Annotated in this window: 23 protein-coding genes and 1 other RNA gene; 7 read left to right on the top strand and 17 right to left on the bottom strand. The window is 60.6% G+C overall.

What is annotated here, in order from left to right; all coding sequences use genetic code 11:
- From murD to T424_RS22565, 14 genes are all read right to left on the bottom strand, one after another.
- Positions 1-1,398, bottom strand: a complete 1,398-nt coding sequence (gene murD, locus T424_RS0112550) for a UDP-N-acetylmuramoyl-L-alanine--D-glutamate ligase (RefSeq protein WP_027488042.1) — start codon at positions 1,396-1,398, stop codon at positions 1-3.
- 6 nt (positions 1,399-1,404) lie between these two features.
- The gene (mraY, locus tag T424_RS0112545; protein WP_027488041.1) at positions 1,405-2,505 is read right to left on the bottom strand and encodes a phospho-N-acetylmuramoyl-pentapeptide-transferase; all 1,101 of its coding nucleotides are present in this window, start codon (positions 2,503-2,505) and stop codon (positions 1,405-1,407) included.
- Between the two features lie 26 nt (positions 2,506-2,531).
- On the bottom strand, positions 2,532-3,962 hold the full coding sequence (locus T424_RS0112540; protein WP_027488040.1) for a UDP-N-acetylmuramoylalanyl-D-glutamyl-2,6-diaminopimelate--D-alanyl-D-alanine ligase: 1,431 nt from the start codon (positions 3,960-3,962) through the stop codon (positions 2,532-2,534).
- Positions 3,959-5,419 (bottom strand): UDP-N-acetylmuramoyl-L-alanyl-D-glutamate--2,6-diaminopimelate ligase, encoded by a 1,461-nt coding sequence (locus T424_RS0112535; RefSeq protein WP_027488039.1) that lies wholly within the window; start codon positions 5,417-5,419, stop codon positions 3,959-3,961. Before T424_RS0112535 ends, T424_RS0112540 begins: the two co-directional genes overlap by 4 nt.
- Before the next feature lie 277 nt (positions 5,420-5,696).
- Positions 5,697-7,445: a peptidoglycan D,D-transpeptidase FtsI family protein gene (locus tag T424_RS0112530; protein ID WP_027488038.1), complete on the bottom strand. Its 1,749-nt coding sequence runs from the start codon at positions 7,443-7,445 to the stop codon at positions 5,697-5,699.
- On the bottom strand, positions 7,445-7,816 hold the full coding sequence (gene ftsL, locus T424_RS0112525) for a cell division protein FtsL (RefSeq protein WP_027488037.1): 372 nt from the start codon (positions 7,814-7,816) through the stop codon (positions 7,445-7,447). Before ftsL ends, T424_RS0112530 begins: the two co-directional genes overlap by 1 nt.
- 3 nt (positions 7,817-7,819) lie before the next feature.
- Positions 7,820-8,845 carry a 16S rRNA (cytosine(1402)-N(4))-methyltransferase RsmH gene (gene rsmH / locus T424_RS0112520; RefSeq protein WP_027488036.1) on the bottom strand — a complete coding sequence of 342 codons (1,026 nt, stop codon included), beginning with the start codon at positions 8,843-8,845 and terminating at the stop codon, positions 7,820-7,822.
- Between the two features lie 14 nt (positions 8,846-8,859).
- Positions 8,860-9,300 carry a division/cell wall cluster transcriptional repressor MraZ gene (gene mraZ / locus T424_RS0112515; RefSeq protein ID WP_027488035.1) on the bottom strand — a complete coding sequence of 147 codons (441 nt, stop codon included), beginning with the start codon at positions 9,298-9,300 and terminating at the stop codon, positions 8,860-8,862.
- 376 nt (positions 9,301-9,676) lie between these two features.
- Positions 9,677-10,071, bottom strand: an RNA gene (gene rnpB, locus T424_RS21770) — RNase P RNA component class A.
- Positions 10,072-10,149: 78 nt separating this feature from the next.
- Complete coding sequence (locus tag T424_RS0112510; protein WP_027488034.1) at positions 10,150-11,346, bottom strand: NAD(P)/FAD-dependent oxidoreductase; 1,197 nt, start codon at positions 11,344-11,346, stop codon at positions 10,150-10,152.
- Between the two features lie 269 nt (positions 11,347-11,615).
- Entirely contained in the window at positions 11,616-12,209 is a 594-nt protein-coding gene (locus tag T424_RS0112505) for a lytic transglycosylase domain-containing protein (protein ID WP_027488033.1), read from the bottom strand.
- A 293-nt stretch (positions 12,210-12,502) separates the two neighbouring features.
- Positions 12,503-13,261: an N-acetylmuramoyl-L-alanine amidase gene (locus T424_RS0112500; protein WP_027488032.1), complete on the bottom strand. Its 759-nt coding sequence runs from the start codon at positions 13,259-13,261 to the stop codon at positions 12,503-12,505.
- Positions 13,258-13,995, bottom strand: coding sequence for a J domain-containing protein (locus T424_RS0112495; protein WP_027488031.1), 738 nt, complete (start codon positions 13,993-13,995; stop codon positions 13,258-13,260). The genes T424_RS0112500 and T424_RS0112495 overlap by 4 nt, the downstream gene beginning before the upstream one ends.
- A complete protein-coding gene (locus T424_RS22565; protein ID WP_154664898.1) occupies positions 13,992-14,291 on the bottom strand; it encodes a hypothetical protein in 300 nt (99 codons plus the stop codon). Before T424_RS22565 ends, T424_RS0112495 begins: the two co-directional genes overlap by 4 nt.
- Before the next feature lie 23 nt (positions 14,292-14,314).
- Here T424_RS22565 and T424_RS0112485 point away from each other — a divergent pair, with 23 nt between their 5' ends.
- From T424_RS0112485 to T424_RS0112475, 3 genes are all read left to right on the top strand, one after another.
- Positions 14,315-15,541, top strand: a complete 1,227-nt coding sequence (locus tag T424_RS0112485; protein WP_027488030.1) for a pyrophosphate--fructose-6-phosphate 1-phosphotransferase — start codon at positions 14,315-14,317, stop codon at positions 15,539-15,541.
- A 171-nt stretch (positions 15,542-15,712) separates the two neighbouring features.
- A complete protein-coding gene (locus T424_RS0112480) occupies positions 15,713-16,348 on the top strand; it encodes a hypothetical protein (protein ID WP_154664897.1) in 636 nt (211 codons plus the stop codon).
- 113 nt (positions 16,349-16,461) lie between these two features.
- On the top strand, positions 16,462-17,508 hold the full coding sequence (locus T424_RS0112475; RefSeq protein WP_027488028.1) for a lytic transglycosylase domain-containing protein: 1,047 nt from the start codon (positions 16,462-16,464) through the stop codon (positions 17,506-17,508).
- A gap of 468 nt (positions 17,509-17,976) precedes the next feature.
- Here T424_RS0112475 and T424_RS0112470 read toward each other — a convergent pair whose 3' ends face one another.
- Entirely contained in the window at positions 17,977-19,350 is a 1,374-nt protein-coding gene (locus tag T424_RS0112470; RefSeq protein WP_027488027.1) for a serine hydrolase domain-containing protein, read from the bottom strand.
- Between the two features lie 168 nt (positions 19,351-19,518).
- On the opposite strand from T424_RS0112470, the gene T424_RS0112465 reads away from it, so the two are divergent.
- The 4 genes from T424_RS0112465 (at position 19,519) to T424_RS0112450 (ending at position 23,704) form a co-directional block, all read left to right on the top strand.
- Complete coding sequence (locus tag T424_RS0112465) at positions 19,519-20,766, top strand: DUF3419 family protein (RefSeq protein WP_027488026.1); 1,248 nt, start codon at positions 19,519-19,521, stop codon at positions 20,764-20,766.
- Positions 20,763-21,446 carry a class I SAM-dependent methyltransferase gene (locus tag T424_RS0112460; protein WP_027488025.1) on the top strand — a complete coding sequence of 228 codons (684 nt, stop codon included), beginning with the start codon at positions 20,763-20,765 and terminating at the stop codon, positions 21,444-21,446. Before T424_RS0112465 ends, T424_RS0112460 begins: the two co-directional genes overlap by 4 nt.
- A 168-nt stretch (positions 21,447-21,614) precedes the next feature.
- Positions 21,615-22,418 carry a glycoside hydrolase family 25 protein gene (locus T424_RS0112455; protein WP_027488024.1) on the top strand — a complete coding sequence of 268 codons (804 nt, stop codon included), beginning with the start codon at positions 21,615-21,617 and terminating at the stop codon, positions 22,416-22,418.
- Between the two features lie 83 nt (positions 22,419-22,501).
- Positions 22,502-23,704 carry a lytic murein transglycosylase gene (locus T424_RS0112450; protein ID WP_027488023.1) on the top strand — a complete coding sequence of 401 codons (1,203 nt, stop codon included), beginning with the start codon at positions 22,502-22,504 and terminating at the stop codon, positions 23,702-23,704.
- 818 nt (positions 23,705-24,522) lie between these two features.
- Here T424_RS0112450 and metF read toward each other — a convergent pair.
- Together metF and T424_RS0112435 are read right to left on the bottom strand one after the other, a co-directional pair.
- Positions 24,523-25,440, bottom strand: coding sequence for a methylenetetrahydrofolate reductase [NAD(P)H] (gene metF / locus T424_RS0112440; protein ID WP_027488022.1), 918 nt, complete (start codon positions 25,438-25,440; stop codon positions 24,523-24,525).
- Positions 25,440-26,441 (bottom strand): ArsR/SmtB family transcription factor, encoded by a 1,002-nt coding sequence (locus T424_RS0112435; RefSeq protein ID WP_027488021.1) that lies wholly within the window; start codon positions 26,439-26,441, stop codon positions 25,440-25,442. Before T424_RS0112435 ends, metF begins: the two co-directional genes overlap by 1 nt.
- Positions 26,442-26,473 lie beyond the last annotated feature (32 nt).

The raw sequence follows: 26,473 nt of genomic DNA, 5'->3' as shown, positions 1-26,473 counted from the left end.
TCACGTCACTCCCGTTATGGGTTGAACCAGCATCGTCACACCTTCCAGCGCGGCGACGAGCGAGACGAAACTCTCGCCCCGAACCTCGAAATTCTTGTACTGGTCGAAGCTTGCGCAGGCCGGTGACAGCATCACCGCCACCTCCGCGCCATCGGCCTCGGCATCGCGGCTGGCATGGGCCAGCGCCCTGTCCAGCGTGCCGGAAATCTCGAAAGGCACCGCCGTGCCAAGCGTTGCGGCAAAGGACGAAGCCGCCTCACCGATCAGATAGGCTTTGGCAATGCGCGAAAACAACGGCGAAAGCGCGGTGATCCCGCCCTCCTTGGGCAGGCCGCCAGCAATCCAGTAAATCCGGTCATAGCTTGAAAGCGCGGGCGCGGAGGCCTCCGCATTGGTGGCCTTGCTGTCATTGACGAACACTACCTTGCCCCTGCGGCCAACGGGCTGCATCCGGTGCTTGAGGCCTGCGAAACTGGCAAGCCCGCGCCGCACCTCATCCACGCTGAGGCCAACGGCCAGGCAGGCGGCAATGGCTGCGGCGGCATTTTGCGCATTATGGCTACCGCGCAGCGTCTGGATGCCGCTCAGATCGGCAATCAGTTCATCGCCGCGAAAAATCCTCTGGGCGTCGTTGTAAAGGCCGTCAGCCAGTTTCTGCCGCCTGGAAATCCGCAGCACGCGGTTGCCCGCCCGCTCCAGCCGCTCGGCAATGCGTTCGCAATAGCTGTCGTCCACGCCGACAATTGCCGTGTCCGCCCCAGCCACCAACCGCTCCTTGATCTCGGCATAATGCTGCATCGTGCCGTGCCGGTCGAGATGGTCGGGGGTGAGGTTGAGCAGGATGCCAGCCGTGGCATCGAGCGTCGGTGCAAGGTCTATCTGATAGGACGAGCATTCCACGACATAAAAGCGGTCCGCCACCGGCGGCTCCAGCGTCAGCACCGCCGTGCCGATATTGCCGCCAAGCTGGGTATCGCGGCCTGCCTGCTTGAGAATATGGGCAATCAGCGCCGTGGTGGTGGATTTGCCATTGGTGCCGGTAATGGCAATAAAGGGGCAACCTTCGGCATGAGCGCGGCGCTCGCGCACGAAAAGCTCCACATCGCCAATGATCTCCACGCCGTTGGCATGGGCGAGATCCACTGTCCAGTGCGGCTTGGGGTGGGTGAGCGGCACGCCGGGAGACAGCACGAAGGCGGCCATGCGCGGCCAGTCGATCTGGCTGAGGTCGCAGGCCTCAAGGCCGCGCCCGCGTGCCTTTTCCACGCTGTCTGGATTATCGTCCCAGACGAAAACCTCCGCGCCGCCTGCCTTGAGCGCCTCGGCCGTGGCAAGGCCCGAGCCGCCCAATCCGAACAGCGCAACCTTTTGCCCCTTGAATGTGGTGACGGGGATCATCGCGCCTTACCTCAGCTTCAGCGTCGAAAGGCCCAGCATGGCAAGGCCCACGGCAATGATCCAGAAGCGGATGACGACCTGGCTTTCGGTCCAGCCCTTCTTTTCGAAATGGTGGTGGATAGGCGCCATGAGAAAAACGCGCTTGCCGGTGCGCTTGAACCAGAACACCTGGATGATGACCGAGAGCGTTTCCATGACGAACAGCCCGCCGATGATGGCCATGACGATTTCATGCTTGGTGGCCACGGCCACCGTGCCGATCAGACCGCCCAGCGACAGCGATCCGGTATCGCCCATGAAGATTGCCGCAGGTGGAGCGTTGAACCACAGGAAGCCGAGCCCCGCGCCGATCACCGCGCCCATGATGACGGAAAGCTCGCCCGTGCCGGGCACGAAATTGATTTGCAGATAGCCGGAAAACACCGCATTGCCGACGAGATAGGCGATAAGACCAAAGGCCGCCGAGGCAATCATCACCGGCACGATGGCAAGCCCGTCCAGACCATCGGTGAGGTTGACCGCATTGCCCGCCGCAACAATGACGAAGCCGCCGAAGATCAGGAAGAAATAGCCGACATTGAGCAGCGCATCCTTGAAGAAGGGAAAGGCGACGGATGTGGCGATATGGGCGCCTTGCGGGGCCGTTACCATGGCCGTGCGCATCATGAAATAGACCGCGATACCGGCAATGACGAATTCGAAGCCAAGGCGGGCGCGTCCGGAAAAGCCCTTGTCGGATTGCTTCGTCACCTTGAGATAATCATCATAAAAGCCGATGGCGCCGAAGCCGAGCGTCACCAGCAGCGTGGCCACCACATAGACGTTGGAAAGATCGGCCCACAGCAAGGAAGAGCCGACAATGCCGGCGAGGATCATCAACCCGCCCATGGTGGGCGTTCCGGCTTTCTTGAAATGCGTTTGCGGCCCGTCGGCGCGGATCGGTTGGCCCCGCCCCTGGCGCACGCGCAGCGAGGCGATGATGGCCGGACCGAAGAGAAAGACGATCAGCGCGGCGGTGAACATCGCGGCACCCGTCCGAAAGGTAATGTAGCGGAACAGGTTGAAGAATTGCAGATGGTTTGCGAGTTCGACGAGCCATATGAGCATGGAGAAACTTTCCGGGTAAAGAAGCTTTATGGGCGGGCGGTGTCGTCCATTGGCGGGAAGCTGTCAAGCAGCGCGGCGATGATGCGGCCGAAACCGATGCCAAGCGATGACTTGACCATGAGGACATCGCCGGGCTCCACATGGGCCAGCACATAAGATGTCAGCTCTTCGGTGGAGGAAAAATGCACCGCCTGCACCGTCTCCGGCAAGGCGGCCTTCAACGCCGCCATGTCCTTGCCCGCAAGCCACACATGGGCAATGCCTTCAGATAAAAGCGGCTCGGCCAGTTCCGCGTGAAGACCGGCGGAAAAGGCGCCCATTTCAAGCATATCGCCCAGAACGGCAATACGCCGGCCTTCGCCTTGCGGGCGCGCCGCCGCCAGCAGCGAAATTGCCGCCCGCATGGAGGCCGGGTTGGCATTATAGCTTTCGTCGATCACCATCAGCGTCGATGTACCGATCTTCAACCGGTGGCGCTGGCCGCGCCCCTTGACGGCGGAAAGCGTCGCCATGGCATCGGCGGCGGCATCGAGATCTGCGCCCACCAGCCGCACCGCTCCCAGCGCCGCCATGGCGTTTTCGGCGATATGGCGACCGGGCGCACCGATTCGCACCTCGCGGGTTTCCCCCTCGATCAGCGCCCAGATGGTGGAATGCTCCGGCCCGCCATCGAATTCGGCCAGCCGGAAGGCCGCGCGGGGATGCTGGCCGAAGGAGTGGATGTGCTGCACACCCGCCTCCAGCGCCTTCTGTTCCAGATGCTCGTAATAAGGATTGTCGCGGTTCAGCAGCACTTCGCCGCCCGGCTCCAGCCCGCAGAAGATTTCCGCCTTGGCATCGGCAATTTCCTCGATGCTGCTGAAATTGCCGAGATGGGCAGGCGCGATGGTCGTGATGATCGCCACATGCGGGCGCACCATCTTCACCAGCGGCGTGATTTCGCCCGGATGGTTCATGCCGATTTCGAACACGCCGAAATGGGCCGTCGCGGGCATCCGCGCCAGGGTGAGCGGCACGCCCCAGTGATTGTTGAAGGAGGCAACCGCCGCATGGACATCCCCCGACGGCTCCAGCACATGACGCAGCATTTCCTTGGTGCTGGTCTTGCCGACAGATCCCGTTACGGCAATGATGCGCGCATGGGAGCGGGCGCGGGCCGCAAGCGCCAGCCGCACCAGCGCCGCCAGAACATCATCCACCACGATCATCGGCACGGTCAGGCGTCCGAGTGCGGGCAGCTTCGCCTCGTTGACGATCAGCAGCGCGGCGCCATTGGCCACGGCAATGCTGGCGAAATCATGCCCGTCCACGCGGTCGCCCTTGATAGCGAAAAACGCCTCTCCCGGTTTGATCGAGCGGCTATCGATGGAAATGCCGGTAATGCCCGGCGGCATGGTTCCGATGGGGCGACCGGCTATTGCTGGCAGCAGATCCTCGGTCTTCCAGAGAAAGGTCACGGGTGAAACTCCTCCATGGCTTTGCGGATTTCCGCATGGTCCGAGAATGGCAGGGTGAGGGAGCCGACAATCTGCCCCTCCTCATGCCCCTTGCCAGCCACGATCAGCGTATCGCCGCTGCCAAGCATTGCCACCCCGGCGCGAATGGCCTGGGAACGGTCGGCAATTTCGATGCCGCGCGGCGTGGCCGCCATGATCTCGCTGCGAATGACCGCAGGCGTCTCCGAACGGGGATTGTCATCGGTGACGATGACGATATCGGCAAGACGGTTGGCAATCTCGCCCATGATCGGGCGTTTGCCCTTGTCCCGGTCGCCGCCGCAGCCGAAAACCACGATGATGCGCCCGGACGTGAAGGGCCGCACGGAGGCCAGCACATGTGCCAGCGCTTCGGGCTTGTGGGCATAATCCACATAGGCCAGCGCCCCGGCCTTCGCCTGGGCCACCAGCTCCAGACGGCCCGCTGCCCCTTGCAAGCTTTCCAGCGCCTTCATGACTGTTTTGACGGCAACGCCGGTGGCGATGGCAAGACCGGCGGCCACCAACGCATTGGCAATCTGGAAATCACCGGCCAGCGGCAGGGACACCTCGAAGATTTCGCCCTGGTGATGGATCTCCGCCACCTGTTTGTGGCGGAAATGCTCTACCCGCTTCAACGTCAGAAACGCGCCGTCGCGGCCAACGGTCAGCACCTTGTGGCCTGCGGCCGTGGCAACGCTTATGGCCTGCCCCGACCACTCGTCATCGCTGAAGATCACGGCAGGCGAGCCCTTGGGCAACAGGGCTTCGAAAAGCCGCATCTTCGCGGCCATGTAATGCTCCACCGTCGGGTGGTAATCCATGTGGTCGCGGCCGAGATTGGTAAAGCCCGCCGCCGAAAGCTGCACGCCATCCAGCCGGTGCTGGTCAAGGCCGTGGCTGGAGGCCTCCATGGCCGTATGCGTCACGCCCTCATCCGCAAGCTCTGAAAGCAGCTCATGGAGCGCCACCGGATCGGGCGTGGTCAGCGAACCGTAATCCTTGCGGCCCGGCGAAATGACGCCGGTGGTGCCCACCTGCGCGGCGGCAAGACCGGCAAAAGCCCAGATCTGCCGCAGGAAGGAAGCAACGGAGGTCTTGCCCGCCGTTCCCGTCACCGCCACCATGGTTTGCGGCTGCCTGCCGTAAAAGCGCGCGGCCATCAGCGCCAGCGCCCGGCGCGGCTCGGCAACGGTGAAGACCGGCAGCGGCGCATCGAGCGGGACCGCGCAAACAATGGCAGCAGCGCCCTTTGCCACGGCATCGGCTACGTAAGCTGCGCCATCCGCCTTCACGCCGGAAAGGGCAAAAAAGATCATGCCGGGCTTGACCCGGCGGCTATCCGCCGTCAGCCCGGTAACGTCGAGACCAGCGGCAACCTGCCCCTCTCCGCTGACCTGTTCGCCCAATATGCCTTGGGCAAGATCGCCAAATGTCATCGTCTGTCGTCCCCTGCAAGCCTGAAGGCGTCTCCGTGTTCCACTGCAACACGGAAAGGCTCCAACTCTACGTTTCTACGCATTTCAGAGGGAAAACGGACTTTCACCTTTCCTGAAAATGCAAGAGGCCAGCCTGGCCATCATGACGGCCGCAGCTTGCCTGAACCATTCACGGCAAAGTCAGGCTGCATTCCCGAATCCGCCGCCCACCCTTGTGCCGCAAAAGACGACAGCTTTACGGCGAAACCGAATTTTTCAAATGCGCGCACCCGCCGGATCAATAGGATACGAGCATCCCGTTGCCGACATCGCCGAAATTCGGCTCCACGCCGAGAATGGGCGCCGAGCGGCGAATGATGTCACGCACGATGGGCGCCGCCGTGTTGGCCGCCAGCGTGCCGCCTTCGCCGTCATGCGGCTCGTCGCAGAAGCTCAGCACCACGTAACGCGGATTCTTGATCGGAAAAGCGGCCAGAAAGGCGTTGAAATTCAGCTTGTGGTCATAGCGGCCATTCACCACCTTGTCGGCGGTGCCGGTCTTGCCGCCGACATCGAAGCCGGGAACGCGCGCATTGCGACCGGAGCCGATCACACCATTATATTCGAACAGGTAGCGCATGTCGGCGCTGGTCTGCGGACGGATGACCGCCTCTGCCATTTCATCGGCCTGTTCACGCGAGCGCGGCAAAAAGGTGGGCGGAATGAGCTTGCCGCCATTGACCAGCGCCATGCCCGCCACTGCCGTCTGCAAGGGCGTGGTGGAAACACCGTGACCGAAGGCAATGGTGATCTGGTTGACGGGGCGCCATTCGCGCGGCTGCGAGGGCATTTTCACTTCCGGCAATTCCGTGTTCATCTTGGTCAGCAGGCCAAGACGGGTGAGGAAGGCCTTGTGATCGGGAATGGAGACCGTCTGGGCGATCTTGGCCGTACCGATATTCGAAGAATAGCGGAAAACATCGGCAACGCTCAGGAAGGTGCCGCGCCCGTGCAAATCGTGAATGGTAAAGCCACCGATCTTGATGGGGTAGCGGGCATCGAAACTGTCAGAGAGCTTTACCCGGCCCGAATCCAGCCCCATGGCCAGCGTGAAGGCCTTGAAGGTGGAACCCATCTCGAACGTGCCGTTCGACATGCGGTTCAGCCAGCCCTCCTTGGCGCCCTCCTCCGGCTTGTTCGGGTCGAAATCCGGATAGGAGGCCATGCCGAGAACTTCGCCGGTATTGGCGTCCAGCACAACGGCGCCCGCCCCCTTGGCCTTGAAGTTGACCATGGCGTTCATGACCACGTCATGCACCACATTCTGCACGCGCAGATCGATGGACAGCTTCACCGGCTCCAGCGGCGCATTGCTGGTCATGCCGAGATCGGCAAGATCGGCAAGACCCTGATTGTCGATGTATTTTTCCATGCCCGCCATGCCGCGATTGTCGATATTGACGAAACCGACAATATGGGAAGCCGTGGAACCGCCGGGATAGAAGCGCCGCTTCTCCGGCCGAAAGCCGATGCCGGGAATGCCAAGCGCCAGGATCTGGCTCTGCTGCTTGGGCGTCAACTGGCGGCGCAGCCACTGGAAATGCGATTTCGACGTCAGCTTGCGATAGGTGCCGCGCACGTCGAGATCGGGAAGCACGGTTTGCAGCTTCTCGGTCGCCTCGTCGGCATCGACGATCTTGTGCGGCTCGGCAAACAGCGAAACGGTGCGAATATCCGTGGCAAGAACCTGACCGTTACGGTCGAGAATATCGGGCCGAGAGGCCATAAGCCGGTCGGCGGGCATGATGCTGGAGGTATTTTCCGGCTGCGCATAGGTATAATGCACCAGCCGGAAGCCGATGACGCCGTAAAAGGCCGAAAAGGCCAGAATGATCAGGCCGACACGCCGCCGGGCCATTTCCGCCTTGCGCTTGCCCATGCCATCGAAATTGCGCGCCTTCGCCCCGGCAGGCGCGCGCACGCGGCGAGCATCGGCGGAAAAATGCGCCTTGGACTTCACAAGCATCAGTCGCGATAGAAAAGACATCAGCGTTTCACCGATCCGGTTGTGGTCTTGTCCATGGGAATGGGCGGCTTCTGGTTTGCTGCAAGGGCCGGTTGCGGCACACTGTCCTTCGGCATCGGCAATTCGTTGGGGCGGGCAAGCTGGTTGGGATCGGTCGGCGCAAGATTAAGCTCGGCCTTGTAGGCATTGGCCAGCTTTTCCAGACGGCTCGGCTGTGTCAGAAGCGCCCAGTCGGCCTCCAGAAGCTCGATCGTGTCCTTCTCAAGCTGGATTTCAGCCTCGATATGTTTGAGATCCTGAAGCTTGTCGTCCGTGCGATGCTTGATTTGATAGGTTATGGTGGCAGCTGCCGCCATGGCGCCGATCATGATGATGTCGATTGTGCGCAACATGGTTCAGCCTCCCATCCGTTCGATCTCGGCGAGATCGGGCAGGTCGAAAATCGAAAAATCAGCTTTCATGGCGGCAGCGTCGGTACGGATGCCCGCCCGGAGCTTGGCGGAACGGGCGCGTGGATTGAGCTGCGCCTCCTCCTCGCTGGCCGCCACCATGCCCTTGCCCACAGGCGCGAAGATCACCGGCTTTTCCACCGCCACCGGCATGTGGCGCGAGCCTGAGGCCTTGCCGGACCGGTCGGAGAAGAATTTCTTGACGATCCGGTCTTCCAGCGAATGGAAGGTGACAACCACGAGCCGCCCGCCCGGTTTCAGCGCCCGCTCGGCAGCAAACAGCGCCTGGGCAAGTTCGCCCAGCTCGTCATTGACGAAAATCCGCAGCGCCTGAAAAACCCGCGTTGCCGGGTGGATCTTGTCCTTTGCCTTGCGCGGCGTGACAATCTCGATCAGGCCAGCAAGATCGCGGGTGGTCTGGAAGGGCTGCTCGGCGCGGCGCTTTTCGATGGCGCGGGCAATGCGGCCTGCCTGCTTTTCCTCACCCAGAAAGCCGAAAATGCGGATGAGATCGCCGACCTTGGCGCGATTGACGACATCGGCGGCAGAAGGACCGGAAACGGACATGCGCATGTCCAGCGGGCCGTTTTTCTGGAAGGAGAAGCCGCGCTCGGCCTCGTCGATCTGCATGGAGGAAACGCCGATGTCCAGCACGACGCCATCGAGCCCTGCTTCGGGCGCGAAGCTGTCCAACGCGGAAAAGCGCGTGTGATGGAGAGACAGAAGACCGTTTCGCGAGGCAACCAGCGCCTGACCGGCAGCAATGGCGGTGGGGTCGCGGTCAAGGGCGATGACATTTGCACCGGCATCCAGAAGCGCCGTGCTGTAACCGCCCGCCCCGAACGTCCCGTCGAGAATAACCTTGCCTGGCTGAGGCGCGAGCGCCTCGACCACTTCGTGAAGAAGAACCGGGATGTGACGGACCGGTCCGCCTTCGGCATCAGCAATCCCTGTGCCAAGATCCGTCACCATCCCGCTTCTCCGTCTTACCCGGAGCCGGAACCCTTCAGCCCCAGCCCTCGTCTTGCCGCCATCTGCGCCTCGTGAAACGCTTCCGGCCGCCACAATTGAAAATGGTCCGAGCGCCCCACGAATGTCACTTCCGTGGCGATGCCCGTAAAGTCGCGGATGAAATCCGTGACCATAAGCCGCCCCTCCGAATCGAGGCGCATGAAAACTCCGCCCCCGTGTATCAGGAGCGACATCTCGTTTGCCACCGGCGAGAACGGATCCTCTGCCGAAATCTGGCGCTCGTAACGCTCGAGCAGATCCGGACCGCCGATGCTGATGGCCGGAAACATGAAATCCTGAAAGCAGTAAAGCTCCTGAATTTCGCGGTTCGCCAGCACAGCACGGAACGCCGCCGGAACGGAAACCCGCCCCTTCGCATCGATCCGGTTTGTCGCATGGGACAAGAAGCGGTTCATGACGCCTTACAGCCGCTCCCTTCCGATGAACGCGGACCTCATCGCCGCATGTCCACTGATGCACGCGCGCCGCCACAGGCTGCGAGAACGGCCTGAAATGGCCGCCACAGGTTTGAAAAACCTGAGCTTTTCTCCAGCATGACCGGGCTTCAGATCGCCCTTCGGCAGTGCAGAAATGGGATAACATGGGACATCATGGGCGTCAATGGGAACGCCCCGGCGGGTCGGAGCGCATCATCCCCCGTTTATATCCTGTTAAGTTTAATGAATGGTTATTGAATTCGGATCCAAAGGCTCATGCGCCGCCTTGCCGCCTGACAGGTGGCCAGCAATTTTCCCCCATTCTTCTCAGGGGTTTGTCAGAAAATTGCAGGAAATGACCAGTCGGCCTGTAAGCCGGGTTCTGTATGGCTCCGGTTTCCCGGAACGTGGCAGCCATTCATCTGGGACGACGCTTGCGCGCCGCCTCTCGCGACCCACCCGGATGGCCGGTCTGGAAACCAACTGGGCCGCAAGCGGCCCGTGCCATCCCTATTCGGTCTTGCTCCCGGTGGGGTTTACCATGCCAGTGGCTGTTGCCAGCCCTGCGGTGGGCTCTTACCCCACCCTTTCACCCTTACCCCGGAAAACCGGGGCGGTTTGCTTTCTGCGGCACTTTCCCTGAGGTCGCCCTCGCCGGACGTTATCCGGCACCGTGTTTCCATGGAGCCCGGACTTTCCTCACCCTACCGCCTTTCGGCACTGGTAAAGCGCGGCTGCCCGGCCGACTGGTTGGCCGTGCTTAGCGAAGACCTCGGGGGAATGCTACAGAAATTTCGCCGGAAGGCCGCATTGCGATGTTTTCACCATCTACGCCAAGAAAGAGACCCTGAAATCCGCCGTATAACCTTCGTTCGCCAGGGAGCCCTCCCGCAGCAGCACAGCCCCGAGGCGGCCGATCTCATCCGAGCTTTTGGCAGCAGCCCCGCAACCGCCCGTCAGCACGCCAATACGGGGGCTTTCGCTCCAGCCTATGGCCGGATAGCCGGTGGGCGTGAAGGAGGTGACGCAGGCGGCAATGGAGCGTGGCGCTTGCGCAAGCGAGGGCACGAGATTGCCGATGATGCGACCAAGATGCTGGCCGGTCGATTCGCGCCCGCCGCTGCGAAACCATGCCCGAAGTTCGGCATCGCTTTCAAGGCGCAGGTCATCGGGATCGCCGCCGATCTTCAGATAGGTTTTGCCATCCGGATAGCGCACTGGCGGCAGAAGATAGATATGGTCCCTTGGATCATCCGGCTCATGGATAAGCGAAGGCATATCCCGATAGGCCGCAAGAGCGCTTTCCTCGATTTCGAAAAACGCCACGGTGCGCGCATAAACGGCAAGATCCAGCCGCTGCGGCAAAAGGCCCTCGCAAATGGTAAAGCCGCCTGCGGCGACAAGCACCCTTTCCGCCCGGATTTCTTCGCCCTCGGCAGTCCGCACCGCGGCAAAACCGCCTTCATCGCGAATGCCGCAGGCTGTCTGCCGCAGAATGGTTGCCCCCGCCCGCTCCGCCAGCAGCGATTGCGCCTCGACCATCCGGCGCGGATTGATGTGTCCGGCCCGCCTGCCCTCATGGACGCCCATGGCGTTTTCGGGAAAGGAAAAATAGGGAAACCGCTTTTGAAGCGCCTGCGCATCGAGGTATTCGGTTTCAACATCCAGCCCCGAAGCCGCCGCCATGACACGCTCGATATAGGTGGAAGCCCCACCGGGCTTCGGCGCCACGATCAGGCAGCCGGCCTCGTTATAAAAGGAGATGCCGCTTGCCGCTTCGATCTCGCCATAGCGCGCGATGGAACGGTTGGCGAGTTGCGCCCAGACGGGATCGCCATCGATGGTGCGGGTAATGCGCGCCTCATCGTAATGGCTGGCAAACACGCCTTCATGTGTGCTTTTATTCTCCGGCTCGTCCGGGCCGATCAGCACCACGCCGTCTTCCGTGGCCGCCAGATGGCGCGCCGCTGCCGCCCCCATCATGCCGCGCCCGATGATCGCATATTTGAAAAGCCGTCCCGTCATATCGCCATCCTCGAAAAGCCGATGAGGTGGCATAAAGCATTTCCAGGAAAAGTGGGAACCGGTTTTCCGTCAGGAAATGCGCAAAACAGAAAAGCCTCATTTCCAGGAAAAGTGGGAACCGGTTTTCCGTCCGGAAATGCGTAAAACAGAAAAGCCTCATTTCCAGGAAAAGTGGGAACCGGTTTTCCGGGAAAAGAAAGAGCGCTATAGAGCGCGTCCGGTGAACAAAGGTTCACCGGACGCGCTCTTTGCAAGCCCAGTTCGGCAAATCAGGCGCGGCGGTCGCCGATCATGGCCTGAACCTGACCGCAATATTGCCGGGAAACCGGGTTCATGCGGGTGGCGCCATGGCCGGCATTGTAGCGCAGGATTGCGCCGCATGTGGTGCCGCCGCCGAGCTGGTGCGCCATGGCCAGATATTTGATGCCGTATTTGAGGTTGGTTTCGGGGTCGAACAGACCGGCCACATTGCCGGTATAGCCCATGGCGCGGGCCGTGGCGGGCTTGATCTGCATGAGGCCCACCTCGCCATGCGAGCCGCGGGCACGCGGATTATAGCCGCTTTCGATTTTCACCACCGCCTGCGCCAGTTCCACCGGCACGCCATACTGGCGGGCATAGGTGGCAATCATGCCGTGATAGGCACCTTCACCGGCCGCCATCACCGGGCGGGATGCGGCCCTGGCGGTGGGGCGGTCTTCATCGTCTTTCGGGGATGCGGCAGCCTGGGACTTCTTTTCATTGGCGGCACGGATCATGTCCATCAAAGTTTTTCCACCGGCTCCATCGGCGGCAAAGGATTGGCCCGTGGCGGACACCGTGACAGCAAGGCACGCAGCAGCAGCGAAAAGATGGGTTCTCATGTAGAAATACGGTCTCCAACAGGAGGCATGACGTAACGACAGAAAAAAGACACAGCTCATCCTGCGCCGCAGCCCAGTAAAGCTGCGGATTGCCATTGCTCTCAACATTGATATTCAGGCGGAACTTCGCACGTTGAAGTCAAAACCGCCATTCAGCTTGGGGACTGCCATGACGTTGCATGACAGACCGGGGCTTATAAACAGGTGCAATAAGGAAATCCTATGACGCACCATAAAGCTGAAATTTTTTGCCCCTTCGATGGCCTGTGAACGGCCTTGTGAAGACGTTTCGTTCAGGCAAAACGCGGCAATGCCGAAAGCAGCCGATGAAGCGTATCGATGGTGGAAAAATCGGCGATGCCATCCACCTGCTGCTGGCGGAAATGCAGCTGGAAACTGCGAAGGACACCTTCGGTCACATCATCGAATTCGCCAGTTATTTCAATTTTGTAACCGTAAAGCGACAGCATGGATTGCAAGGCTTCCACGGGCTGGCCGCAATCGCCGCGCTGGAAAAAACGCCCCCCCGTGATCTGGCCCGGCTCCACCCAGTGCCCAACCCCGTTGCGAGCAAGCACCGCCCAGGGAAAGCGCTCACCCGGATCGACCTTGCGAACAGGCGCCACATCGGAATGCGCAAGCACCCGCTCAGGGCGAATTTGCCAGCGCGAGGCACAATCCTGACACAATCGAATGACCGCCTCGATCTGTGCCTGCGGATATTCAGGAAGCGTTGGATGTCCGGCATTGCAGATTTCAATACCGATAGAGCGGGAATTCATATCCGTCGCGCCCGCCCAGAAGCTTTTGCCCGCGTGCCAGGCGCGGCGCGCCTCCGGCACGAGCTGAACGACCTCGCCGCTCCCGCGCACCACATAATGGCTGGAAACCTCGCTCTGAAGATCGCAGAGCCAGGAAATTGCCCCATCCTCCGTCGGCATTCCGGTGTAATGGAGAATGATGGTGTCCGGGGCGGCGCACTCCACCCTCTCGCCATGGTTCGGCGAGGGCGCGACAACAGCGCCCGCAAAATCGGCGGTAAAAGAGGTCATGCCGCGCGGCGTTCCTTTTCGATGGCCGCATAGGCCGCATTGAAGGCGGCCATGCGCTGATGGGCCGCCGCGTGCATTTCAAGGGGCAATCCCCGTGCATGAAGCCTGTCAGGGTGATGTTCGGAGGCAAGCGTGCGGTAGCGCTTGCGAATGGTGGCAAAATCATCGCTGCGCGACACGCCCAGAATGCCGTAAGGATCCTGATCCGGATAAAGATGACGGGCCGAAAGCGCCTCGAACCTTTCCTCGCTGATTCCGAAGATTTCGGCGATGCGGGCGAGAAAGGCCATTTCCTTCTCGTGAATCAGGCCGTCGGCCGTGGCGATGTGGAAAAGCGCATCGATGATTTCTTCCAGAAGCGCGCACTGCCCCTCCCGCGCGCCGCAAAGATTGGCCAGCTTCTCGGCATAGGCCTCGTAGCCGGCAATATCCTGCTTGGCGAGATTATAGAGCCGCGCGACGTTTCGCGCCTCTTCCGGCGGAAAATCGAAAATGGAACGGAAGGCGCTGACCTCGGCCTCGGACACGATCCCGTCAGCCTTCGCCATCTTGGCCGAAAGCGCGATGATGGCCACGGAAAAAGAAACCCTGCGCCGCGTCTCCGGATCGCCCTCGAACATCGTGCGGATGGCATCGACAATGGACGACAAGGCATTGCCCGCCGCCTCGGTGATCGAGCCGAGCAGCCTGTCCCACAGGGACGAAATCTGGAGGCAGCAAAAGTCAAATATCATAGGGAGAGATTGAGCAAATCAGCGGCAAAAAAGCAAGCGAATGCAGGCTGTAGGCCCATGAAACTTTGTTCATTTACGGGATTTTTCCGCAATGATGCAACGCATGATTGATAGTTTACTAAAACAGGAATCCAACTTATCCACAGGGCTGCGGCGGTCTGCGGCAATTTGAAACGATTATATTGCCCCGCTTCATGACAGCTATACGAAACCACGGATTTTCCTTGATTTTTTTCTTTACAGCCGCCACGGCCTTGCCGCATCCCTTTGGCATTGAATTCGTGGTTCAGCGGCATTGTGCGCCGCAAAAGGAGGAATGATGGCCAAGCAGAAAGTCGCAATGTTGACCGCCGGGGGGCTCGCGCCCTGTCTTTCGTCTGCCGTAGGGGGATTGATCGAGCGTTACAGCGACATTGCGCCGGATGCCGAAATCATCGCCTACAAGTCCGGTTTCCGCGGCCTTCTGATGGACTACAAGATCGAGATCACACAGAAAATGCGCGAACAGGCGCATGTGCTGCATCGCTATGGCGGCTCGCCCATCGGCAACAGCCGCGTGAAGCTGACCAATGTGGCCGATTGCGTCAAGCGCGGTCTGGTGCAGGAAGGGCAGGATCCGCTGAAGGTGGCCGCCGAGCGACTGGCCGCCGATGGCGTCACCATTCTGCACACGATTGGCGGTGACGACACCAACACCACCGCGGCAGACCTTGCCGCCTATCTCAAGACCAATGGTTACGACCTCACCGTGGTTGGCCTGCCCAAGACCGTGGATAACGACGTCTACCCGATCAGGCAGACGCTTGGCGCATGGACGGCGGCGGAAGTGGGCGCCCGCTTCTTCGACCACGTTTCCAACGAGCAGAGTGCCGCACCGCGCACGCTGGTGATCCATGAGGTCATGGGCCGCCATTGCGGCTGGCTGACGGCGGCAACGGCGCGCACCTACATCAACCGCATCAAGCATAATGAATATGTTGACGGCTTCATGATGAACGATCAGCTGAAGACCATTGACGGCCTTTACCTTCCCGAGACTCATTTCGACATGGAAGCGGAAGCCGAACGGTTGAAGGAGCTGATGGACCGCACCGGCTTCGTCACGCTGTTCGTTTCGGAAGGCGCCTGCATGTCGGAAATCATCGCCGACCGCGAAGCCGCCGGCGAAACCGTTGCCCGCGACGCCTTTGGCCATGTGAAGCTCGACACGATCAATGTCGGCTCGTGGTTCCAGAAGCATTTTGCCAAGCTTCTGGACGCCGAGCGCTCCATGGTGCAGAAATCGGGCTATTACGCCCGCTCGGCTCCGGCCAATTACGAGGATCTCCGCCTGATCCAGAGCATGGTTGACCTTGCGGTGGAAAGCGGCCTGAACCGCGTTTCCGGCGTGACCGGCCATGACGAGGATCAGGGCGGCAAGCTGCGCACCATCGAGTTCCCGCGCATCAAGGGCGGCAAGCCCTTCGACCTCAATACGCCGTGGTTCCAGGAAGTCGTTGACCATCTCGGCCAGAAGTTCCATCCGATCGACGCTGGCGCGCACTGACACCGGTTCGAATTCGATGGCTTTTCTTGTCGCAAGACGACAAGATGTGATTTCCAAAACCGGCGGGCTTCGGCTCATATGGCCAGGCGGGTATTCAACCCGTCTGGCCATACGCTTTGCATCGCCAGATGAAATCGAACACTTCCGGAAAACCGGGGAAGGAGGATGAAGATGACCGTAGAGCTTTTGCTCGTCTTCGCCTTGGCCAGCCTTGTTTTCCTCAGCATACCTGCTGAAGGGACCAAATTCGTCATTGCCTGCAACCGTGCGGGCGGGTTTTCACGCGCGGCCGTCGCCGGGCTTGGCCTTGCCGTGGGGCAGGCCGTGACGGGGGCGGCATTTTTTGCCGCCGGATATGCCGTTTACCGCGCCGACCCGCAGCTTTTGCCGGAACTGAGGTGGCTGGCAACGGGCTGTCTCATTCTGCTGGCGCTGCGGCTGTGGCGCGCCCCCCTCCATGTCGGCCCGCTGGCCGATAATGACAATCTGCCCGTGAAGAAAAGTCTGGGCGCCTTGCTGCTTGCCGCCGTGCGGGGCGTGAAGGGCGTTCGAACCATGCTCTTTCTTGCAGCCGCCGTCATCGAAATCAGTGTGTTTGCGCCCTTCACTCCGCAGCTCGTGGCCATACTTGCAATTGTCTTTCTTGCGGCAACTCTATCCACAAGCCTTTTTCACGCCGCCTTTGCCGCTGGTACGGAGCGCTTGATACGCCGCAGAACCATGCGTGCGCGCCCAAAAACCCCCGGAAAAACAGTGCTTATTTCCGGTCGCGCCGTCAGCGCGGGATACAGGCGCATTGCGGCATAACGACATCTCAACCAAGATTGGACGAAGGGGGCTGTCAAATTTGTGAATCTGGTGTTAATAGTTCGAGAGCTTCCCCAGGGTAGCGACGGTGTCAACAGCCAACGGACTTCGGAATGACTTCCAAATTGGACCGCACGATAACTCTGAGCCTCTCTGCTGTGATCGTGGCAGCCCTTTCCAGTTGCACCAATGTCAACGACCCCACCAAGGCGGAGCTTTCGCCCAAGCCCGGCGCAAAGCAGCAAACGGCATCTGCCGGACCGCAGCCGCTGATCGGCGGCGGAACACAGGTCGCAACGGCATCTGCTTCAGCACCTGCATCGCAAAATACGCAGCAGGCAGCAGCCGGGCAAACACCCGCGCTTGCAACCACTCCGGGCCAGTCTGCCGTAACCGCGCTTGCCAATAACACTGCGACCAATGACGCGGCCAAAGCCATCACCGCAACCGCCGGTAACGGTCCCCTGCCGCTCGCGCGCCCTCAGGGCGGCACGCTCGGCCCCACCGTGGCATCCGTCAATGCCGGCGCGGTCATGCCCGCCCAGGTCAGCGAGACGGAATCCGTGGGCCTTGAAAACGAGGTTTTGCCCGCAGACGTCACCGCCATGCATTCGGCGGTGCCAATGCCCCGCCCGGCAAGCGTTGCCTATGCCGCCCAGCCGGGACGCCCGAGCGTTACCTCCTTTGCCATGCTGGATGCGCGCTTCGATGAAACTCCGCCCGGCCCTCCGCCTTCCGTTGCGGCAACTCCGGCCTCCGTTGCAGCCGCCTCCCCCATCCGCAAGCCAGCCGATAGCACGTCGGTTGCCAAGGGGCCGACGGTCATCAATAGCCTCGTGGCAAAATATGCCGCCCTTTACGACATGCCCGCCAATCTCATCCATCGCGTCATCAACCGCGAAAGCCGCTATGATTCGGCAGCCTTCAATCGCGGGCATTACGGCCTGATGCAGATCAAGTACAACACCGCGAAATCCATGGGCTATAGCGGCCCGGCCGAAGGTCTGTTCGACCCGGAAACCAACCTGAAATACGCCATCAAATATCTGCGCGGCGCATGGATGGTGGCCGACAACAATAATGACAACGCCGTGCGGCTTTACGCCAAGGGCTATTACAACGACGCCAAGCGCAAGGGCATGTTGGACGACGTGCAATAAGCCGCCGGACGAAAACTCAAAGTTTGATTTAGGAAACCGGAAAGCGGACCGCTTTCCGGTTTTTTGTTTGCCCCTTCATCTCCCATAACGCCGAGGCACGGGATGCGCCCTACTGCATAATTCCTTAAATCGGAATCGATTTAAGGTGAAAATTATGTAGCAGCTTTAAAGTGTTACAGCGTCCTTTGTGCGTTTGATCACAGTACACGACGCTACCGTTTTGCGTGTGGTTTACCCCCCTCTGTCCTGCCGGACATCTCCCCCTCAAGTGGGGAGATCGGCAAGATGAAGGCCCTGCCTGAATTCCTGAAAAAGGCCGTCATCACACCTATTCATTGAAGAATGGCGCTTTGTCCGTATTGCAATCTCCACCCTTGAGGGGGAGATGCCTGGCAAGGCAGAGGGGGGTAGGCCACGCCACATGCCTCAGCGTCGTGTACTGTGGCGTTTGTTAAAACGCACGGCGCCCTATTGCGAAAACCTCTCCAATACGGCGCTTATCAAGGGCTGCGGCTTGTAGCCCAGCCGGCTCGGCGTCAGGCCCATGCGCAGCACGATCAGCTTTTTCGAAGGGATAATGGCAATCGTCTGGCCGTCATGCCCGCGCATATAGACGGTTTCCGCTGGCAATTGACTTTCGCCTGCCTTCTCCTGCGGTCCGGCCTTCCACATCTGGCCCTGCGTATAAGACCCCCCGGAGGCGGCGGTTGGCGTCCACATCATCTGCACGAACCCCTCCGGCAGTAGCCGGTGGCCCTGCCAGACGCCATCCTGGAGCAGGAATTGTGCGAATTTTGCCCAGTCCCGGCCCGTTGCGTAGAGATAGGAGCCGCCCGATAGCCAGCCGCGTTCATCGGCCTCCAGCACCGCACTGCCCATGGAAAGCGGCAGGAAAAGACCGGCGGCCGGGAAGGTCAGCCCCTGGCGGCGATCGGGAAAGCTGTTCATCACCAGCTTCGCCAGCAGCACGCTGGTGCCGGTGGAATAGTAGAAGCGCGTTCCCGGCGCATCGGCCAGCGGCTGGGCGGCGGCAAAAGCGGGCTGGTCGGGCTGGAGATAGAGCATCCGCGTCACATCGGAAACGTCGCCATAATCTTCATTATAGGAAAGCCCGCTTTCCATGCCCATCAAATGCCGGATGCGAATGGCGGCGCGGCCGTCCTTTTCCCACTCCGGGAAGAGGTGATCCTTGTCCAGCGCCAAAGCCCCCTGCCCCACCCGAAGCCCGACAAGGGCGGCGGTAACGGTTTTGGTCATCGACCAGCCGATCAGCGGCGTTTGCGGCCCAAAGCCGGGCCCGTAAGCCTCCCCCACCAGCCTGCCATCATGGATGACGAGGGTGGCGCGCATGTTCGGCCCCGTCAGCGCGGGATCGGCCAGAAGCTTTGCAATGGCCGGATCGGCTTCCGCCGGGCCCGCCCCGTTCGGCCAGGGCGCGCTGCTGGCAATGGCCGTCTGCGGCTGCGGTCCCGGCCAGGAAATCGTGCCTGCCGCGGCAACATCGCCATCCGGTACGCTTGCGCAGCCCATTCCGGGCCGGTTCACGGCCTTACCCGGTGCAAAAAGGCCGAACATATAGGCCGTTACCACGCCCTCGTCGCGATCCACCGACACCCTCAAAAGCTTGAGCAGCGGATTGCCCGGAGCTTGCACATCCACGCGCAACACCTCGTCGGGATCACGTCCCGCAACGAATACGTTGGAACAGACGATCTTCGCCGCATAGCCGGTGCCAACCCGCAGCAGTTCCGGCGGCGCAACCGCAAGCCAGACGGCAGCGCCCGCCACCGCAAGCGCCGCAAGGCCCGTCCCGATCTTCAATGTGCGAATCACCCTGCCCATGCAAAACCCTTCCCTGCCTTCAGGGCCGGGATGCAATCAGGTTTTTGCCGCCGTTTAAAGAGGGCGGAACGTCTTTTTGCAACGCAGGGGCCGCCACCTGCCCACCGTCATCAAACTGTATCGCTTGCGAATTATGCACGACGAAACTTCAGGATGAAGGGGCCTTTGATGACAGAAATCGTGCCTGATGCCGGGTTCGGCAAGAACCGCAAGCTCAAATCCGCCTTGCTGCAACATCGCCCGCTGTCCCGGCAGGGCTTTTCAGAGCGCCTGTTCGGCCTGCTGTTTTCCGGCCTGGTCTATCCGCAGATCTGGGAAGACCCCGCCGTGGACATGGAAGCCATGCAGCTTCAGCCCGGCCACCGCATCGTCACCATCGGCTCCGGCGGCTGCAACATGCTGGCCTATCTTTCCCGCAAGCCAGAACGCATCGATGTGGTTGATCTCAACCCGCATCACATCGCGCTCAACCGCATGAAGCTTGCCGCCTTCCGGCATCTGCCGGACCATGCCAGCATTGCCCGCTTCATGGCCGAGGAACAGCAGAGCGAAAATATTCGCCTGTTCGATAGCCACATTGCTCCCAATCTCGACGAGGCCACGCGGCGCTACTGGAACGCAAGAAATCTGACGGGCCGCCGCCGCATTGCCGTTTTTGCCCGTAATTTCTACCGCACCGGCCTGCTGGGCCGCTTCATTGCCGTCAGCCACATGCTGGCGCGCCTGCATGGCGTAAAGCTGAACGGCCTGATCGAGGCCCGCACGCTGGACGAGCAGCGGCAGTTTTTCGATGCGCATATCGCGCCGCTTTTCGACAAGCCCGCCATTCGCTGGCTCACCAACCGCAAAAGCTCGCTGTTCGGCCTTGGCATTCCGCCGCAGCAATATGACGAGCTGGCCAGTGTTTCGCAAACGGGTACGATTGCGCCCGTTCTGCGCGAGCGGCTGGAAAAGCTGGCCTGCCATTTCCCCATGCAGGAAAACTATTTCGCCTGGCAGGCCTTTGCCCGCCGCTATCCCCGCGCCGATGAAGGCGCCCTGCCCGATTACCTGAAGGCAGACTATTACGAGACGATCCGCGACCATGCAGCCTGCGTGCAGGTGCATCACGAAAGCTTCACCGTGCTGCTTTCGGGCAAGCAGGCAGGCAGCGTCGATCGCTTCGTTCTGCTGGATGCGCAGGACTGGATGACCGACCGCCAGCTCAACGCGCTGTGGACGGAAATCAGCCGCACGGCCGCCCCCGGCGCGCGCGTCATTTTCCGCACGGCGGCGGAGAAAAGCGTCATCGAAGGCCGTCTCCAGCCTGCCATTGCCGGGCAGTGGACCTATCTGGCCGAGCCCTCGGCCGCCCTGCATCTCAAGGATCGCTCGGCAATCTATGGCGGCTTCCACATTTACGAGAAGCGCGCATGAGCCTTGCTTCGATGGACAAGGATACCGGCCATGCCGAACGCATGGACGGCATCTACCGCTACCAGCGGCATATCTATGACGTGACCCGCAAATATTACCTGCTGGGCCGGGATCGGACCATTCGGGCGCTGAACGTGCCCGCCGGTGGTACGCTTCTGGAAATGGGATGTGGCACAGGTCGCAACCTGCTTCTGGCCAGCCGTCATTTCCCCCAGGCGCGCCTGTTCGGCCTCGACATTTCCCGCGAGATGCTGGCCCAGACGGCCCGTAATTTTCGTGGGGGGGGCACCGTGCCGCATTGCATCGTGGCCGATGCCACGGCTTTCTCCGCCGCCGATTTCGGCGAGGATGGCTTCGACCGTATTCTGATCTCCTATGCGCTGTCGATGATCCCCGACTGGGAAGCGGCGGTGGATGCCGCCCTTGCAGCGCTCAAGCCGGAGGGCGAGCTGCACATCGTGGATTTTGGCCAGCAGGAAGGCCTGCCCACATGGTTTCGCGATGGGCTGCGGGCATGGCTCCGGCGTTTCCACGTCAGCCCACGTGCGCGGGCCGAGGCCGTGTTGCAGGAAAAGGCCGCACTTGCGGGCAGAACGCTTTCCTTCCAGCGGCTCTACCGTGGCTATGCCTGGACCGCCTGCATAAAGCCCGCCACGGAAAAAGGCGGCGCTCACGGATAAAACCACCTGACAAAGGTTGAAAATAACCAATTTTTTACGATGATGGAGCAAAAGGGTAGAAGCGCCTCTTTTGTTCTTGCGTGTGCGCGCACAGCATCAGCGGCGGCCATCACGGGTTACGGCAACGGGCTCGTGATCCTCCAAGGGTCGAACTCACAGGGTTTCACAATGCGGTCGCTGCTTCTGACGCTTTTGCCAATCGCCTTCCTGATGGCTGGCTGCACGTCAACAAGCTACGACTTCATGGAAACGGCATCGATCTCGCCGCGCTTCCAGGACAAGGATCCGCAGGATTTCGGCTATAATTCGCCGCATCGCCATCAGGTGCACGGCATCGATGTGTCCAAGTGGAATGGCGACATCGACTGGTTGCGGGTGCGCCAGTCCGGCGTTTCCTTCGCCTTCATCAAGGCCACGGAAGGCAAGGACATCATCGATCCACGCTTTTCCGAATATTGGCAGAATGCCCACGCAGCCGGCCTGCCGCACGCGCCCTATCACTTCTATTATTTCTGCTCCAGCGCCGATGAGCAGGCAGACTGGTTCATCGCCAATGTGCCGAAGGCGGCCATGGACATGCCCCCCGTTATCGACGTGGAATGGAACCATACCTCGAAAACCTGCACCTACCGCCCACCAGCCGCCGTGGTGCGGGCAGAAATGAAGCGCTTCATGGATCGGCTGGAAGCCTATTACGGCAAACGTCCGATCATTTATACGTCGGTGGATTTCCACCGCGACAACCTCGAGGGCGCCTTCCAGGATCATTATTTCTGGGTCCGCGCGGTGGCCAAGCATCCATCGGAAATCTATCCGGAACGCCGCTGGGCCTTCTGGCAATATACCTCGACGGGCGTCATTCCCGGCATCAAGGGCGAAACGGACATCAATGTCTTTGCCGGAAACGCCGAAAACTGGCGCCGCTGGGTCAAGGCCGTGGCCGAACCGAAGCAGCTTCAGGCCGCAAACTGACGGAAACCTGCAAAACTCCTTGCAAAGGCCATAAATCTTCGGCACAGGGCAGCAGTCCCTTGGCAGAATTCAGGAAGATTTCCATGGCAGTTTCGACCCAGCTTGCAACCGCAACCTTGCTGACTCTTTTGACCGCAACCACGGCCATGGCCGAAACCAGTGCCAGCGGCACGGTCTGCGGCGGCGATCTGGTCGGGTTTCTGCAAGGGGTGAAGGCGGAAGCCGTGGCAGCAGGCGCATCGGCCGCAGCCGCAGACACCGCCCTTGCCAATGCCGAGATCGACCAGAAAGTGCTGTCGCGTGACCGCGCGCAGGGCATCTTCAAGCAGACCTTCATCGAATTCTCCACCCGTACCGTCTCAAAGGCCCGTATCGAGCAGGGCAAGCAGAAGCTCCAGCAATATGGCGAGGTGTTTCGCCGTGCCGAGCAGGAGTATGGCGTCGCCCCCGGCGTGATTGCCGCCTTCTGGGCCATGGAAACCGATTTCGGCGCCATTCAGGGTGATTTCAACACCCGCAACGCCCTCGTCACCCTCGCCCATGATTGCCGCCGCCCGGAACTCTTCCGCCCGCAATTGCTGGCGCTGATCAAGATGGTAGAGCATGGCGACCTCGATCCCCAGACCAATACGGGCGCCTGGGCGGGTGAAATCGGTCAGGTGCAAATGCTGCCAAAGGACATCATTGCTTTTGGTGTGGATGGCGATGGAGATGGCCATGTGCGCCTGAAAACCAGCTCGCCCGACGCCATCATGACGGCTGCGAAATTCATCCAGCATCTCGGCTACAAACGCGGCGAACCCTGGCTTCAGGAAGTGACCCTGCCCGAAAACCTGCCCTGGGAAAAAACCGGCTTCGATGCAGGTATGAAGGCTGGCGACTGGTTCAAGCTTGGCGTAACCCCGCGCGACGGCAACACCAAATTTTCCGAGCTTGAAGGCGAACTCCTGCTGCCGCAGGGGCGCAAAGGCCCCGCATTCCTCGCCTATCCCAATTTCGGCATCTATCTGGAATGGAACAAGTCCTTCATCTACACCACCTCGGCGGCCTATCTCGCTACCCGTCTCAGCGGTGCGGAAGCCTATCTGAAGGGCGAACCCGAACAGGGTCTCAACGATGTGCAGATGAAGGAACTGCAAACCAAGCTCAAGGCCAAGGGCTACGAGGTCGGCGAAATCGATGGCATTCTCGGTGGCGGCACGCGCGACGCCGTGCAGAAGGAACAGCAAAAGCGCGGCCTGCCCGCCGATGGCTGGCCGACGCCCGCCCTGCTTTCCGCCCTTTGATTTACCGCCCCACGCATGGGCAACACAGCCCGTGCGTGGGGCCCTCCATGCCACGTTGCGGCTTATCAGCCTCAAGCAACGTGCTTTAAGTTCTTGTTTTAACGCATGTCGTTATCGCAAAACCGCTGCACACTTTTGCGCGACACGCTTTAGCCGCATGAAAAGCCCGTTGGCCGCTTCCTCAATACATTTTTTTCAGCAAGCACAAGGCAGCGGCTTGAGCAGGGCGCAGGCTGAACACATATCACAGCCGCGCAGCAAGGTTTCCGTTCGAAGCATGATCCTGTCGATCCTCGTTTCGCTTCGGTGGGATATTGCCCTGTTAAGATTTTTTCGAAACGCATTTAAAACGGGTATTTTCCAAACATTTCAGATTGTTACGCTGCGTGATGGCAACTTATCCCCAGCCCTGTTTCGCAGTGCAGCAACGAATTCGCTTTGAAAAAGTCACAAAGCAGACATATTCTTTAATGCAAGGGACAACTGCATAATCTCGTAAATCGGAATCGATTTAAGATAAAATCATGCAGCAGGTTCAAGACATTAGCCTGTGCGTTTGGCAAAAGGCATAGCGGTGTAATGCACCTCGCATGACGAACAAAGGCAAGGAGACTGAGATGGGACTGACACGTTCACTCAACGTCCTGGCAATAGGCGCGGCGTTTCTTTTCATCGCCGCCATGCTGTTCATCTGAGAAGATGCAGCAAAACCGGCGCTGGACCCGTTTGGGAGGTGGGCCCAGCGCCGTTTTATTTTCTAGACAGACCAGCACCGCGCCCTGCCCCGTGAGGCCTCATGGGGTGTATAGCTGCCTTTATCAGGCGCTGGCGAAATTCTGTTTTTGCGTAGCTTCATCCACGCGGCCAAGACCCAGATTTTCAAGCGTTGCGTTGACCAGCGGCGCACGGTTCATGGTGTAAAGGTGAAACTCCTCCACGCCGCGCTTCATCAGGTCGGCAATCTGCTCTGCCGCCACCTTTGCCGCCACTTCGGCGCGGGCGGCAGGCTGGTCATCGAGACCGGCAAAACGCTCATCCAGCCATGACGGAACGGAAGCGCCGCACATGCCCGCGAACCGCTTGAGCTGCGTGAGATTGAGGATAGGCATGATGCCCGGCACGATGGGAATGGAAATGCCAGCGCGATGCACGGCCTCCAGATAGCGCTCGTAAACATCGTTATCGAAGAAGAACTGTGTCAGCGCCCGCGTGGCGCCGTTGTCCACCTTGCGCTTCAACATGTCGAGATCCACCGAAAGATCGGCGCTTTCGGGGTGTTTTTCGGGATATGCCGAGACGGAAATCTCGAAATCACCCATGTCCTTCAGGCCTTTGACCAGAGCTGCGGCATTTTCGAAACCGCCGGGATGCGGCTCATAGGCAGCGCCCAGACCCTGCGGCGGATCACCCCGCAGGGCCACGAAATGGCGCACACCAACGGCCTTGAATTCTTCGACGACCTGCGCCACCTCCTCGCGCGTTGCGCTGACACAAGTGAGGTGCGAAGCCGTGGCAAGAGGGGTTGTCGCGATCAGGCGGCGCACCGTTTCCAGTGTCGGCTCGCGGGTCGTACCGCCCGCGCCATAGGTAACAGATACGAATTCCGGCCCCCAGGATGCAAGATCATCCACCGTCGCCCAAAGCTGGCCTTCCATATCCGTGGATTTCGGCGGAAAAAACTCGAAGGAGAGTTTAAATGGCCGCTCGGGCGCTTGCGTTGCGTGTGTCAGAGCCATCAGATCCCTCCTGCCTTCTTCAATTCCCGCGCCTCTTCCCGCCGTTCCGCCTGAAGAACGGCCAGCCAGATCGTCGCTGTCAATGCTTCGTCATGATGTTGTCGCGGCTCTACATCCTCGGCGCGCTCCATGCGGAACCCCGCTTTTGCCAGCCACTCTTCCATAAGCTGATGCGAAAAGCCGAGGCGCAGATGGGCGTGATCGTCGCGCAGATGCTCCAGGGCGTGCGGCGCAAGATCGATGATGACCAGGCGTCCGCCCGGTTTCAGCAACCGCGCCGCCTCTCGCAGCGCCAGTTCCGGCTCCACCAGAAAATGCAGAACCTGATGAATGGTAACGAGATCGAACTCGGCGCCATCCAGCGGGAGGTTCAAAATGTCGCCCTGACGCACCGAAGCCTTATTGATGCCAGCCTTGTCGAGATTGGCGCGCGCCACGGCCAGCATGTCGCGGCTGGCATCGATACCGACCGCGCGGCGATAATAGGGCTCCAGCAATTGCAGGATCCGGCCGGTTCCCGTACCGAGATCGAGAAGCGCCTCAACCGCCCCCTCGCCCAGAAGCTTCAACAGCATGGCCTCCACGGCGCGGTCATTGACATGCAGGCGGCGCAATTCATCCCACTCGGCGGCATTGCGGCTGAAATAGCTCTGCGCCTTTTCCGCCCGCGCCCGCTTGACGGCACCCAACCGCTCGCCGTCGCGCAACAGCACCGGATCGGCGCTGCTGGCACTATCGAGAAGCTGGCGCGCCAGCATGGCAGCTTCGCCGTCCTGTTTCAGCCGAAAATAGGCCCAGGCGCCCTCCTGATAGCGGTCCACAAGGTCTGCTTCGGCCAGCAGCTTGAGATGGCGGGAAATGCGCGGCTGCGATTGTCCGAGAATATCGGTCAGGTCGGAAACGGTCAGATCACCCGCCGACAACAGCGCAAGCAAACGGAGCCGGGTCGGCTCGCCCGCCGCTTTCAGCAATTCCACCAGCTTGTCCAGAGTGAGCGCCATGGGTCAACTTTTTTCAATCAAGATATAAACAT

Source organism: Allorhizobium undicola ORS 992 = ATCC 700741 (assembly GCF_000621665.1).
Lineage (GTDB): Bacteria > Pseudomonadota > Alphaproteobacteria > Rhizobiales > Rhizobiaceae > Allorhizobium > Allorhizobium undicola.
The sequence above is the reverse complement of the archived record's forward strand: the minus strand, read 5'-3'. Positions and strand labels throughout refer to the sequence as shown.

What these genes read in the sequence shown, in the direction of transcription:
- murD (WP_027488042.1), bottom strand. Translation starts at nt 1,398, where the DNA reads ATGATCCCCGTCACCACATTCAAGGGGCAAAAGGTTGCGCTGTTCGGA.
- mraY (WP_027488041.1), bottom strand. Translation starts at nt 2,505, where the DNA reads ATGCTCATATGGCTCGTCGAACTCGCAAACCATCTGCAATTCTTCAAC.
- T424_RS0112535 (WP_027488039.1), bottom strand. Translation starts at nt 5,419, where the DNA reads ATGACATTTGGCGATCTTGCCCAAGGCATATTGGGCGAACAGGTCAGC.
- T424_RS0112530 (WP_027488038.1), bottom strand. Translation starts at nt 7,445, where the DNA reads ATGTCTTTTCTATCGCGACTGATGCTTGTGAAGTCCAAGGCGCATTTT.
- ftsL (WP_027488037.1), bottom strand. Translation starts at nt 7,816, where the DNA reads ATGTTGCGCACAATCGACATCATCATGATCGGCGCCATGGCGGCAGCT.
- rsmH (WP_027488036.1), bottom strand. Translation starts at nt 8,845, where the DNA reads ATGGTGACGGATCTTGGCACAGGGATTGCTGATGCCGAAGGCGGACCG.
- mraZ (WP_027488035.1), bottom strand. Translation starts at nt 9,300, where the DNA reads ATGAACCGCTTCTTGTCCCATGCGACAAACCGGATCGATGCGAAGGGG.
- T424_RS0112510 (WP_027488034.1), bottom strand. Translation starts at nt 11,346, where the DNA reads ATGACGGGACGGCTTTTCAAATATGCGATCATCGGGCGCGGCATGATG.
- T424_RS0112505 (WP_027488033.1), bottom strand. Translation starts at nt 12,209, where the DNA reads ATGAGAACCCATCTTTTCGCTGCTGCTGCGTGCCTTGCTGTCACGGTG.
- T424_RS0112500 (WP_027488032.1), bottom strand. Translation starts at nt 13,261, where the DNA reads ATGACCTCTTTTACCGCCGATTTTGCGGGCGCTGTTGTCGCGCCCTCG.
- T424_RS0112495 (WP_027488031.1), bottom strand. Translation starts at nt 13,995, where the DNA reads ATGATATTTGACTTTTGCTGCCTCCAGATTTCGTCCCTGTGGGACAGG.
- T424_RS22565 (WP_154664898.1), bottom strand. Translation starts at nt 14,291, where the DNA reads ATGCCGCTGAACCACGAATTCAATGCCAAAGGGATGCGGCAAGGCCGT.
- T424_RS0112485 (WP_027488030.1), top strand. Translation starts at nt 14,315, where the DNA reads ATGGCCAAGCAGAAAGTCGCAATGTTGACCGCCGGGGGGCTCGCGCCC.
- T424_RS0112480 (WP_154664897.1), top strand. Translation starts at nt 15,713, where the DNA reads ATGACCGTAGAGCTTTTGCTCGTCTTCGCCTTGGCCAGCCTTGTTTTC.
- T424_RS0112475 (WP_027488028.1), top strand. Translation starts at nt 16,462, where the DNA reads ATGACTTCCAAATTGGACCGCACGATAACTCTGAGCCTCTCTGCTGTG.
- T424_RS0112470 (WP_027488027.1), bottom strand. Translation starts at nt 19,350, where the DNA reads ATGGGCAGGGTGATTCGCACATTGAAGATCGGGACGGGCCTTGCGGCG.
- T424_RS0112465 (WP_027488026.1), top strand. Translation starts at nt 19,519, where the DNA reads ATGACAGAAATCGTGCCTGATGCCGGGTTCGGCAAGAACCGCAAGCTC.
- T424_RS0112460 (WP_027488025.1), top strand. Translation starts at nt 20,763, where the DNA reads ATGAGCCTTGCTTCGATGGACAAGGATACCGGCCATGCCGAACGCATG.
- T424_RS0112455 (WP_027488024.1), top strand. Translation starts at nt 21,615, where the DNA reads ATGCGGTCGCTGCTTCTGACGCTTTTGCCAATCGCCTTCCTGATGGCT.
- T424_RS0112450 (WP_027488023.1), top strand. Translation starts at nt 22,502, where the DNA reads ATGGCAGTTTCGACCCAGCTTGCAACCGCAACCTTGCTGACTCTTTTG.
- metF (WP_027488022.1), bottom strand. Translation starts at nt 25,440, where the DNA reads ATGGCTCTGACACACGCAACGCAAGCGCCCGAGCGGCCATTTAAACTC.
- T424_RS0112435 (WP_027488021.1), bottom strand. Translation starts at nt 26,441, where the DNA reads ATGGCGCTCACTCTGGACAAGCTGGTGGAATTGCTGAAAGCGGCGGGC.